This is a genomic window from uncultured Methanobrevibacter sp., assembly GCF_946184425.1.
In the GTDB taxonomy this organism is placed as follows: Archaea; Methanobacteriota; Methanobacteria; order Methanobacteriales; family Methanobacteriaceae; genus Methanocatella.
This window is the reverse complement of sequence record NZ_CAMHFP010000025.1, coordinates 17,441-29,615: the sequence shown is the minus strand read 5'-3', so window position 1 is coordinate 29,615 and position 12,175 is coordinate 17,441. Positions and strand designations below refer to the sequence as shown.

Annotated in this window: 11 protein-coding genes; 10 read left to right on the top strand and 1 reads right to left on the bottom strand. The window is 33.5% G+C overall.

Annotated features, from left to right (window positions below; translation table 11 throughout):
- The 7 genes from Q0P94_RS06795 to Q0P94_RS06765 form a co-directional block, all read left to right on the top strand.
- Positions 1-2,098: cation-translocating P-type ATPase (locus Q0P94_RS06795; protein ID WP_295115022.1), on the top strand; the 2,098-nt coding region annotated here is incomplete at its 5' end.
- Positions 2,099-2,307: 209 nt separating this feature from the next.
- Positions 2,308-3,675: an MATE family efflux transporter gene (locus tag Q0P94_RS06790; RefSeq protein WP_295115020.1), complete on the top strand. Its 1,368-nt coding sequence runs from the start codon at positions 2,308-2,310 to the stop codon at positions 3,673-3,675.
- Between the two features lie 289 nt (positions 3,676-3,964).
- Complete coding sequence (truA, locus tag Q0P94_RS06785) at positions 3,965-4,828, top strand: tRNA pseudouridine(38-40) synthase TruA (RefSeq protein ID WP_367270218.1); 864 nt, start codon at positions 3,965-3,967, stop codon at positions 4,826-4,828.
- Between the two features lie 21 nt (positions 4,829-4,849).
- Positions 4,850-5,203 carry a hypothetical protein gene (locus Q0P94_RS06780; RefSeq protein ID WP_295115017.1) on the top strand — a complete coding sequence of 118 codons (354 nt, stop codon included), beginning with the start codon at positions 4,850-4,852 and terminating at the stop codon, positions 5,201-5,203.
- A gap of 79 nt (positions 5,204-5,282) precedes the next feature.
- A complete protein-coding gene (gene wecB / locus Q0P94_RS06775; RefSeq protein WP_295115014.1) occupies positions 5,283-6,605 on the top strand; it encodes a non-hydrolyzing UDP-N-acetylglucosamine 2-epimerase in 1,323 nt (440 codons plus the stop codon).
- On the top strand, positions 6,589-7,680 hold the full coding sequence (locus tag Q0P94_RS06770; protein WP_295115013.1) for an ATP-grasp domain-containing protein: 1,092 nt from the start codon (positions 6,589-6,591) through the stop codon (positions 7,678-7,680). The genes wecB and Q0P94_RS06770 overlap by 17 nt, the downstream gene beginning before the upstream one ends.
- Positions 7,681-7,682: 2 nt before the next feature.
- Positions 7,683-8,705: a hydantoinase/oxoprolinase family protein gene (locus Q0P94_RS06765; RefSeq protein ID WP_295115011.1), complete on the top strand. Its 1,023-nt coding sequence runs from the start codon at positions 7,683-7,685 to the stop codon at positions 8,703-8,705.
- Between the two features lie 25 nt (positions 8,706-8,730).
- On the opposite strand, the gene Q0P94_RS06760 is transcribed toward Q0P94_RS06765, so the two are convergent.
- A complete protein-coding gene (locus tag Q0P94_RS06760; protein WP_295115009.1) occupies positions 8,731-9,291 on the bottom strand; it encodes a CDP-2,3-bis-(O-geranylgeranyl)-sn-glycerol synthase in 561 nt (186 codons plus the stop codon).
- Between the two features lie 141 nt (positions 9,292-9,432).
- Between Q0P94_RS06760 and tes the strand changes: the two genes are divergently transcribed.
- The 3 genes from tes to Q0P94_RS06745 all read left to right on the top strand — a co-directional run bounded on the left by tes (position 9,433) and on the right by Q0P94_RS06745 (position 12,172).
- A complete protein-coding gene (gene tes, locus Q0P94_RS06755; RefSeq protein WP_295115008.1) occupies positions 9,433-10,938 on the top strand; it encodes a tetraether lipid synthase Tes in 1,506 nt (501 codons plus the stop codon).
- 96 nt (positions 10,939-11,034) lie between these two features.
- Positions 11,035-11,520 carry a homoaconitase small subunit gene (hacB, locus tag Q0P94_RS06750; protein ID WP_295115006.1) on the top strand — a complete coding sequence of 162 codons (486 nt, stop codon included), beginning with the start codon at positions 11,035-11,037 and terminating at the stop codon, positions 11,518-11,520.
- A 25-nt stretch (positions 11,521-11,545) separates the two neighbouring features.
- The gene (locus tag Q0P94_RS06745) at positions 11,546-12,172 is read left to right on the top strand and encodes an HVO_0476 family zinc finger protein (RefSeq protein WP_295115004.1); all 627 of its coding nucleotides are present in this window, start codon (positions 11,546-11,548) and stop codon (positions 12,170-12,172) included.
- The last annotated feature ends 3 nt before the right edge of the window (positions 12,173-12,175 follow it).

Below are 12,175 nucleotides of genomic sequence, written 5' to 3'. Positions count from 1 at the left end.
TCATGATTATGACGTTGAGGATTCTTGTTCTGATTCTGATTGTGGTTGTCATGATAAGCATGAGCATCATCATGAGCATAAAGAAAAAGACAAATGTTCAGACCCTGATTGTTCTTGCCATGACCATGACGATGATGTAGAAATCAGTCTATGTGGCTGTCCTGATTGTGCAGATGATGATGGTGATGATGAAGAAGAGTTATTGGCTGAAGGTAAACCATTAATTGCAAATAGGCCAATTCAGATTATTGTAGCAAGTGGAATTTGTTTCGCTGCGGGTCATATTTTAGAATTGTTTTCATTTAACCCAACTTTAGTAACTATTATTTTTATGCTGGGCGCTATTATTGCAGGTTATGAAATAGCTATTTTGGCATATAATTCATTAGTTAAAAGACACACTGTAGGTCCTGCAATGTTGATGTGTATTGCATGTGTTGCTTCATTCATTATTGGTCATCCTGAAGAAGGTGCTGCGGTAACATTCCTTTATTATATTGCTGAATTTTTAGAGGATTATGCTGAACACAGGGCAAAAAGATCAATCAAATCATTAGTTGAAATTGCTCCTGAAACCGCAAGGGTTAAAGTTGGCGATTCAGAAAAAGAAATGAAAGTTGATGATGTTAATATTGGGGAGGTTGTTGTTGTAAGACCCGGTGATAAAGTTCCTTTAGACGGACATCTTATTTCAGGTTCATCTTCAATAAATCAGGCTTCCATCACTGGTGAAAGTGTGCCGGTATTGAAGGAAATTGGTGATGAAGTATTTTCCGGAACTGTTAACGTTGATGGGTACTTTGAAATGGTAGTAACCAAAAAAGCTAAGGACTCTGTAATTTCAAAGATTGTTACTTTGGTTAAAAGGTCTCAACTTAACAGGTCTGAAACTGAATCATTAGTTGAGAAGGTTGCTAAATATTATACTCCAGTAATGATGGTTGCAGCAGCTTGTGTGGCATTCATCCCTCCATTATTGTTTGGTTTGCCATTGGTTGATTGGATTTATAAAGCACTTTCCCTTTTAGTAATTTCTTGTCCATGTGCATTTTTAATTTCAACACCTGTAGGTATGGTGTCTGCTATTACATCATCCACTAAAAATGGGGTGTTGATTAAGGGAAGTACATATGTTGAAGAAATGCGTGGAATTAAAGCAGTGATTTTTGATAAGACTGGTACTTTAACCGAAGGAAAACTTGAGTTAAGTGATGTTGAAGTTTTAGATGAAAATTCATCAAAAGAGGATATAATAAAAATTGCAGCATCTCTAGAGCATAATTCATCTCACCCTATTGCACAGGCTATTGTAAACTATGCAACAATGAATGATATTGATTTTGAAGAAATTGAAGAGTTTAAAAATGTTCCGGGTAAAGGGATTGTTGGAAATATTGCAGATAAACAATATTATGCTGCTAATGAATCTTTAATTGAAGGTTCTGAATTTAATATTTCAAGAGATGAAATTAACAGATATTCTGCTGAAGGTAAAACATTAATCTTCATAGGTGATGAGACAAAAGTTTTGGCTATTATTACAGTATCTGATAAACTCAGAGATAATGCTTCAGAAGTTATCAAAGACTTAAAAGAGCAAGGAGTACAAACTGTAATGCTCACTGGTGACAATAAACTTGCTGCTAAAAGCGTTGCGGATAAAATTGGAATTGATTATGTGTATTCTAATTTGATGCCTGAAGATAAATTGAACATCCTGGATACAATCAGAAATAAATTTGGTGATGTTGCAATGGTGGGTGACGGTATTAACGATGCACCTGCTTTGGCACGCGCAAATATAGGTATTGCAATGGGTGCTGCAGGTTCTGACGTGGCTATTGAAACAGCTGATGTTGCATTGATGCAGGATGACATTTCCAAATTGCCTTACTTATTCTCATTGTCCCGTAAAACAATGGGAATTATCAAACAGAACATCACTGTTGCAATTGCAGTTAAATTATTATGTGTAATTCTTGCAATTTTAGGAATTATCACTTTGATGATGTCTGTTGGTTTTGGAGATTTGGGATTGACATTGCTTGTTATCCTGAACTCATTTAGGATTGGAATGGTGAAAGATCCACTATTCTAATTTAATTCTTTTTTAAGTTAGGACAGGTTATTTGGTTTTTGAAGTTTTAAATTCATTTCATAATTTCATGAAGAACTAACTCTTTTTTGAATAATAATTTAATTATTTCTGTAAATTGAAACTAGGATATTTTCACATGTTCGGAAAAGTTGAACAAGTGAAGAAAATTATAATTAATTTTATATTTAAAAAACTTTTAATTATAATTCATGTTAAGTGATGATTCATCAAATGTTGAGGTAATGCTTGGAAACCCTAAAAAGGCATTATTGAAAATGTCAATACCTTTGATAATTTCATTGCTTATTTCTAGTTTTTATAATTTGATTGATGCGGCATGGGTATCTGGTCTTGGTGCCGATGCACTTGCGGGTGTGGGATTTTTTACACCTCTATTCATGATTTTGGTAGGTTTCGGAAATGGTTTGGGAGCGGGTGCTTCTTTTGCTATTTCAAAATATATTGGTGAAGATGATAAAATTAAGGCAGATAATGCTTCAATCCATTCAATTGTATTGGATATTGTCATTTCAATCATTTTAACTATGATATTATTGATTTTTCTAAATCCCATACTTAATGTGATGGGGGCTGGTCAAACCATAAGGTATGCAATCGATTATGGGGAAATACTTATTTTGGGTTCAATTTTCATCATTCTTTCAAATGCATTATATGGTATTTTTAGAGGTGAAGGTGATTCAAAAAGGCCAATGTATGCAATGATTGCTTCAGCTGTTTTAAATATTATTTTAGATCCTATTTTTATTTATTCTTTAAATATGGGTGTAAAAGGAGCAGCAATTGCAACATTGATTTCTGCAATGTTTGTAATTCTAATTTTGTTTTACTGGTTTTATATTAAAAAAGATACTTATTTAAATCCTAATTGGAGTTATTTTAATTTCAAAAAGGATATTTCTGCTGATATTGTTAAAGTGGGTATTCCTGCAAGTATTCAACTGTTAAACAATGCATTTTTTGCAGCGGTATTTTCAGCTCTTCTGGTTTATGTGGGTTCAACAGATTCAGTGGCCGTTTATTCGACGGGGTGGAGAATTGTAATTATCACCACTACTCCTCTTTTGGCTATTGGAACTGCACTAATTAGTGTTATTGCAGCAAATTATGGTGCTAAAAACTATAAAAATATTCAGATTGCCCATAGATATGCTATGAAAGTGTCACTGATATTTGCTATTGTCGTGATGGTTCTAACAAATGTTTTTGCAGGCCAAATTGCTTCAGTTTTTGCATCATCTGGAAGCAGTGTTAGGATAGCTGGCGAGCTTACAAGTTTCATTTCATGGATTGTGATTTATTATCCGACAATGGCTGTTGGAGTTCCATCCACTTACGTATTTCAAGGCATTGGCAAGGGCATAACCGCAATGTTTCAGACAATCATGAGGGAAACCGGTTTTACAATATTTTTAGCTGTTTTATTAGGTGTTGTTTTGAATTATGGTGTCTGGGGTGCCTGGATGGGTATTGTTTTAGGTGAAATAATTTCAAATAATTTAACTGGTATCTGGGCAAATTGGCAGATAAAAAAATTAATTGATATTAATGATTAGATACCATAATATCATCAAAATATATTATGCCTTCACATATTGTGTCTTGTAATGTGGTGGTTTATAGCTGATATCTGAAGAGAGAGGTTATAATGAAACTATTTGCATGAGGGGGTGGTTTGGCAGTGAAGACTCAAAGTTCTATTATTTTTAAAAAAAGTCTATATATCTTTTATTCATTAAAATTACCAAGTTAATAATGCCATATGTAAATAGATATTTTAGCTAGTTACATTCTTCGATATTTTTTCTTAACCTTTATTTTACATGACTGTCAATAGTATATATGATGAAGCGAACTGCACTAAAAATTGGATATATTGGGACTAATTTTCATGGTTTTCAAAGACAGCCTGATTTAAGGACTGTTGAAGAGGAATTGATTTATCATTTGCGCAAACTTGGCTATATCGATGATTTGAAGAAATCCCGATTCAGAATTGCTGGAAGGACTGATGCTGGAGTTCATAGTTTGGGCAATGTAATCAGTTTTCAGTCTGAAAAAGAGGTTAGGGTTAATGAAATAAACAATTCTCTTCCGGATGATATTCAAATTTTGGCAAGTGCTCCTGTCAGATATGCATTTAAACCAAGGTATGCTCAGATGCGTCAATACAGATATCTTTTATTTCAGGACTTGGACATTGATAAATTGAGGCAGTGTGCTGAGATTTTTAAAGGAACTCATAATTTCACTAATTTTACAAAACGTTTCCAAAAGACAACTACAAGAACAATTGAAGATATTAAAGTCACTAAAGTGGATTTGAAGGATTATCATAAAAGAGAATTTCCTAATCTGCATGATACTATCTCTCCAATTTTTGTTGATATCTATGGCGAGTCATTTTTATGGAATATGGTAAGAAAAATGATGAGGGTTTTTGTTGATGTAGCTATTGGCAAGATGAGCTTGGATGATGTTGAAAAGCTGTTGAATCCTGATCCTGATGAACCAAGAGCTTATATCAAGGTTATGGAAGCAGAATATCTGATTTTGATGGATATTCAGTATGATGGTATAAAATTCACGTATGATGACTATGCATGCGAGAGGTTCAGACGGGACCTGACAGATTCTTTAAGTGATTTTCAAAAAAGATATGCCATTAGGGAATCAATGATAAAAAGTTTAAATGATGTATGTAAATAATATAAATATAAGGTGTATTTAATGGGAATGGTATATGATGTTTTTGATAAGGTTTCAATGATACCTATTGTTTTAGGGCTGATTATGGGTAATTATCTTGCAGTTTTTCATAATGATTCTAACTTGTGGATTAAGTCAATTCCATTTATATTGGCTTTTTCTTTTATATTAACGTTAATACCGTTATTTGTTTCTTTGGCAGATAACTTAAAAAATAACACAAAATTTCCAATAGCTGATCTTATTGAGGCATTTTTTCTCAACATTGCCATGATTGGGGTTTGCACTGCATTCGGTGTTGTTTTCGGTTCATTTTTAATAGGTAATGTTATTGCTGATAATGGTACCTTGCCAAACTTATTACATTTTAAATAAATTATTTTTTCTTTAATTTTGCTGGTTTTTCATATAATTTTTTATGTTATTTTTTACTAAATATTATATAAGTGATATTATGAAGATAGCTACTATTTTAGGAACTAGGCCTGAAATAATTAAGATGGCTCCTATCATTGACGAGATATCTAAAAGAGGTATTGACCAGATTATTTTGCATACTGGTCAGCATTATGATAAGGAAATGTCTGATAATTTCTTCAGAGACTTAGAAATTCCTTCTCCTAATTATAATATTCATGTTGGTTCGGGCACTCATGGTAAACAGACCGGGCTGATGATGAAAGGTATTGAAGAGGTTCTTTTGGAGGAAAAACCCGATATTGTATTGGTTCAGGGCGATACTAATGCTGTTTTGGCCGGTGCTTTGGTTGCGGCTAAATTGCATATTGCTGTGGGTCATGTGGAGGCCGGTTTAAGGTCATTTGATATGACCATGCCTGAAGAGGTTAACAGAAGGGTAGCGGATGTTTGTTCAACAATGTATTTTATTCCGACTGAAGAATCCGCAATTAATCTTTTGGCGGAGGGTTTTTCAAGGAAAAACATGTTCATAACTGGAAACACTGTTGTGGATGCATGTTTCAGACACTTGGAAATTGCAAAAAAGAAGGGTTTCCAGGAAAAAGAACTTTCCGAGTTGGATATCGGAAACATGGACAATATTCTGACTTTAACAATGCATAGGGCTGAAAATGTTGATGATAAAAAAAGGGTTACAAACATTATTGAAGCGTTAAAAGAACTTGAGTATATGAATATCATTTTTCCGATTCATCCAAGAACAAAAAATACTCTGCAAAACTTCGGCCTATTTGATGAGTTGAATGACTTGGACCATGTCCATATCATAAAGCCGATAGGATATTTGGACTTCTTGCAGTTGACATCTCTTTCAACTTTAATCTTGACAGATTCTGGAGGCCTTCAGGAAGAGGCAATCACACTCAATGTGCCTGCTTTGACTTTAAGGTACAATACTGAAAGGCCTGAAACCGTAACTGCAGGTGGAAATATTCTGGTAGGTGCAGACAAGGGTGCCATACTTGGAAATGTTGAAAAAATTATGAAAGATGATGAATTTGCAGAGAAAATGAGGAATGCAAAAAATCCGTATGGCCTGGGAGATGCAGCCAAATTGACTGTGGATGCAATTGAGAAGTATTATAATGAAGGATTGCTTAATATTGCTGCTCCGGAAGATATCATGACATTATTTACAAGAAAGATGGCGCAAATTGATGAGGATATCACCGTAAGTGAATTTGAAGATAAGAAAAACGCATTGGTTCACATGGCATTTGACGGCGAAAAGATGGTATTTCCAAAAGACAACCTAAATATGAAAGGGATGATGATTACTTATGATGCAAGAGAATAAAGATTCAATTTTGGTGTTTGAGTATTTCACTGCTTCCGGTGAAAAGGATAAATGCATAATTTCTGAAGCTGAAGCATTAATATTTGCACTTTTAGATGATTTGAAGGATTTCAATGTGAATTTGGTTATAAATGATTCTTATGAAGATATTGTTAGAAGTTATGAAAATGTCAACCCTATCCTGATAGATATGGATTTTATAGACTGGTTGAAAGATACTGCAGCAAATTTCACTAGGGCTATTTTCATAGCTGCAGAAAACAATAACAACCTTTATAATATCACAAGAATTCTTGAAGAGAATGATGTTAAGATATACAATTCATCAGCAGAGGCATGCTTCAAGTCTTCAAACAAATTTGAATCATATGAAGCTATTTCAAATATTGTCCCGCAGCCTAGGACATTCAAGTTTAAGATTGATCCAAAAGGATATTGGAAAAGAGCTATAGAAAATTTACATGAAAAATGGCAATCTGAAGATCCTCTAACTCCATTAAAACTCATCATAAAACCTTTGATGGGTGTGGATTGTGAAGACATAGTTATAATTGAAAATATTGAAGATTTAACTTTGGATTTGGATAAGATTTTCAAGCCGGGTTCAAGAGTTATTGTTCAGGAATATGTTGAAGGAACTGATATTAGTGTCAGCTTAATTTCAGATGGGAAGAAAGCGATTCCGATCAGTTTAAACAGACAATATGTTGAACTCAAAAATGATAAAGGAACATATTTGGGTGGAGAATTACCTTTTGAAAATAAATATAAAGACGAGGCTTTTGATATTGCAACTAAAGCAGTTGAAGCGATTGACGGCCTTAAAGGTTTTGTAGGTGTGGACTTGTTAATCAATGCTGATGAAAAAGATGTCTATTCAGTTTATCTTTTGGAAATCAATTCAAGATTTACAACTCCTTATGTAGGATTAAAGGAAATTGCTAACTTTAATATTGGTAAAACAATTGTAGATGTAATTGACGGCAAAATGGATGTTGATGATTTGGATATTTCTTTAGATGGGAAAGTTGAATTTAAAAAAGCAGGCAATAATTTGGAAATTAGGAGAATTTAATCATGAAAATAGCTGGTTTTGATATTGGTGGTGCAAACACTGATTTGGCAGTAATTGATTTTGAAAATGGGGAAATAAAAAATATTGAAGTTGATTTTGCATATCTCCCTATGTGGAGCAATAATGATGATTTGTCAGAAGTACTGATTGAACTTATTGAACATATCTGTCCTGTTAGTGATATTGATGCAGTTGGAATTTCAATGACTGCCGAACTTGTCGATGCATATGATACAAAAAAAGATGGTGTTTTGGATGTTGTAAGAAAATGTGAGGAAACATTTGACTGTCCCGTGGCTTATGTGGGAATTGATGGGTTGATGTCAAAAGATGAAATCGAAAAGACTCCTCTTAAGGCAGCAGCTGCAAATTGGATTGCAACCACTCAAATTGCTACTTTAATTTCAGATAACTGTATTTTCATTGATACTGGAAGTACTACCACAGATATCATACCTATTAAGAATGGTAAGGAATGCGCTATAGGTAAATCTGATTTCGACAGATCTGCTACTGGTGAGCTGGTTTATACAGGAACTTTAAGAACAAATCTGGCTAGCTTTTTGGATAAAGTTGAATTAAATGACAAAGAATATCGTGTTGCTTCTGAGCTATTTGCACAAACTGCTGATGTATATATGGTTTTAGATTTAATCAGTGAAGATGATTATATCTGTGATACTTTTGATGGAGAGGGCAAATCAAAAATAGAATGTGCCCGAAGGATTGCTCGTGTTGTTTGCGCTGATTTGGAAATGTTGTCAATGGATGATATTATTGAAATGTGTAAATTTATTCATCAAAAACAAGTAGAACAAATTGCTGATGGTTTAAAACAGGTTTCACAAACTCAGGAATTGGATTTAATCGTCACTACAGGATTGGGCAAAGATATTTTAGATAAAAAAGCAGCTGAATTGTTGAACCTTGAAGTTAAGTCTATGGGTGATATTTTAACTGATGATGAATGTACTGTTGCGCCAGCTGTTGGAACTGCTGTGATGATGGAAAAATATTTGAAATAAGAGAGTCAATTCTCTTAATCTTTTTTTAATACCAAACGTCTTTTAAACCGAGCAGATAAGCTCCTCCGTTTGCTATTAGGTGGATTGCTAATGTTAAAATAATTGCAATTGTTACAAACAGTAAGTTTAATTTAACTATTGGGGATACGAGTATTAATGCAATTATCACGAAATCTAATTGATCTAAAATTGGAGCAGGTTTTCCTCTTTCAATTCCAATTCTTCTTTTTAAGAAACTTCCTAATGCATCACCTAACATTGCACCAAATCCTAGCAAAAATCCGATTAATATTCCGCTGGCAATGTCAGTTATGATTGGTGTAACCAGATATTGTCCGATTTCTTGAATTATTGTTGGGGCAAGGTATCCTTGGACGGCTCCTGTAATCATCCCAATTAGTGTTCCTGCAATTAAACCTCTCCAGGTTACTCCGTTACCAATCCAACGATTGCCTTTATTGTCTTTTTTTCTAAAATCAACTGGTGTTCCTCCACCAAATGCTAAAGCTCCTCCATTAGAAAAATAAGCTGGAAGGAGGAAATACAATGTTGTAATACAAGCCAATAGGAATATATTTAAATCCATTAGATAATTCTCCATTTTACTTTACTAATTATTTGTTTAAACTAGTATATATTAATTAAGTATAAATATTATATTGTTTTAAATATATTATATTATGTAAGTTATACTAATGATGCAATATTGTTAGTGAAGGTGATTTTTTTGAAAATAAAAGATACAAAAAGTTTATGCCCTGAATGCGGTAAACCTTTAAAAGCAGAGGTTTATGATGAGGATGGTAAAATTTTCATCAAAAAAACCTGTGATGAACATGGGGAATTCATTAACACTTACTGGAGTGATGAGGAATTATATAATCGAATGGAAGATTTTATTCCTACTGTAACAAAAGTTGAAAATCCTTGTGTGGACGATTTGGGTGCTTGTCCAAGTAATTGTGGATTATGTTCCAAACATGAAACATCAACTGTTTTAGGTTTAATCGATGTTACCAATAGATGTAATTTAAGATGTCCTGTTTGTTTTGCTAATGCTGCTGCTGCAGGATACAAATACGAGCCTTCTCAAGATGAGATAAGGCAAATGCTTAGGAATTTAAGAAATTTGAAACCTCATCCATGTCCAGCTATTCAATATGCCGGTGGGGAACCTACAGTCAGAAAAGACATTGTTGAACTTGTTAAAATGGCAAAGGAAGAAGGTTTTACTCATGTTCAAATTGCAACTAATGGTATAAGGTTAGCTAAAAAAGAAAGTTTGGCTAAAGAACTTAAGGAAGCCGGATTAAATACTGTTTACCTTGCTTTTGATGGTGTAACTCCTGAACCTTATATTAACAACAGGGGTAAGGACTTACTTCCGTTCAAACTTGATGCTATTGAAAACTGTAGAAAAGTTGGTTTGGGTGTTGTGCTTGTACCTACATTGGTCAAAGGAGTAAACGACCATCAGGTGGGTGAAATCATTAAATTCGCATTTGACCACAACGAAAATATTTATGGTGTCAATTTCCAACCGGTTTCATTTGCTGGAAGAACACCTGCAGACCATGTTGAAGAACAAAGGATAACTATTCCTGACTTCGTCAATATCATTGAAAAGGAAACTGATGGCCAAGTTCCAACCAGTTCATTTTATCCACCATCAAGTGTTGAACCGATTGCAGAATTGATTTCCTTGTTGGATGGTGAAGACTCTGCAAAAGTTACATTGAACTGTCATGAACACTGCGGAATAGCAACATATGTGTTCAGAGAAAAAACTGAAGGTGACGGAAAAGACAAGTTGATTCCGATTACTGATTTCATTGATGTAGAGGATTTGTTTAATAAAGCAAAAGAATATAATGAAAAACTTAAAAAGGGTAAATTTGGATCCCGTAAAAGAGTTATTGCTGGTTTAACAGCTAATCTTGCCAAAATGGTTCATCCTAGCAAAACTCCTAAAGATTTGGATATTGTAAAAATATTGGTTAATGTTTTCGCTAAAGGGGATTATGATGCTTTAGGAGACTTTTCAAAAGATTCAATGCTTATTTCATGCATGCATTTCATGGATCCATTTAACTTTGATGAAGATAGAGTTAAAAAGTGCGTTATTCACTATGCAACACCTGACGGTAGAATTATCCCATTCTGTACTATGAATTCAATGTATCGTGAAAGCGTAGAACAAAAATTCGCTCAACCTTTAAAACAAAAGAAATAAACATTTAAAACAAAAAATCACCTGTCTTATTTTGTATTTGGGCTTATCCCAAATACTCGTTTTTTTATTAATTAATTTATTATTATAGTGATGCTTATGGATATTATTAAAGGAAAAACATGGACTTTTGGGGAAAACATTGATACTGATGTGATTATTCCTGGAAGATATTTAAGGACTTTCAATCCTCAGGATTTGGCTGACCATGTTTTGGAAGGAGAAAGACCCGATTTCACTAAAAATGTGCAAAAGGGAGATATTATTGTTGCAGATGAAAACTTTGGCTGTGGTTCATCCAGAGAACAAGCACCTGTTGCCATTAAAACAGCCGGTGTGGATGCAATTGTGGCTAAATCTTTTGCAAGAATATTTTATAGAAATGCTATCAATATCGGTCTGCCTGTTATTGTTTCTGATATTGAGGCAAAAGATGGAGACATTATTAATATTGATTTGTCAAAAGGAACATTGGTAAATGAAACTACTGGTGATTCAACCACCTTTGAACCTTTTAAAGAATTCATGTTGAATATTTTGGAAGATGGTGGTTTGGTCAACCATTATCTGAATGATAAAGAATAATTTATTTTAATTAGGAGGCATAAAAATGGATTGTCCAGTTTGTGGTTCTGATGATGTTGAAATTTTAAATTCAAAGCAGAAATCATCTAAGAAGAAGATTATGGAAGAATATCTGATTAGATGTGAATCATGCGGGCATGTCTTTAAAGACATGTTTACTGCTAAAAAACCAGAACCTTACAGATTAATTATTTCAGAACAAGATAAATCTCATAAAACTACTATTGATTTATCTCCAAGTGATGAGTTAAAAGTTGGAGATGTGCTACTTTCTGATTTAGGTCAAGTTGAAGTAACAAGCATAGAAGTAAATGATAAAAGAGTGAAAAAATCCAAAATTGAAGATATTACTACAATTTGGGCATCTTCTGTAGAAATCCCCGCTCGTATTGGATTTTCAGTAGATTTGCATGGAGATGTAGATTCCTATAAAATAGATTTGGATAGGGATTTTGAAATTGCTCCTGGTGATGTTGTTAAAATTGAAAAACATATAGTTAAAGTGCATGTTATCAAAACTCAAGAAAGAAAACTAACTTCAGGTTTTGCTAAAGCTGGAGTAATAAAAAGAGTTTACTCAAAGCCTGTCAAATTCAATAATTTTGACTATGATTTGACAAAGGACATTGTTAAAAAAACTAATAGAGAATAGAAT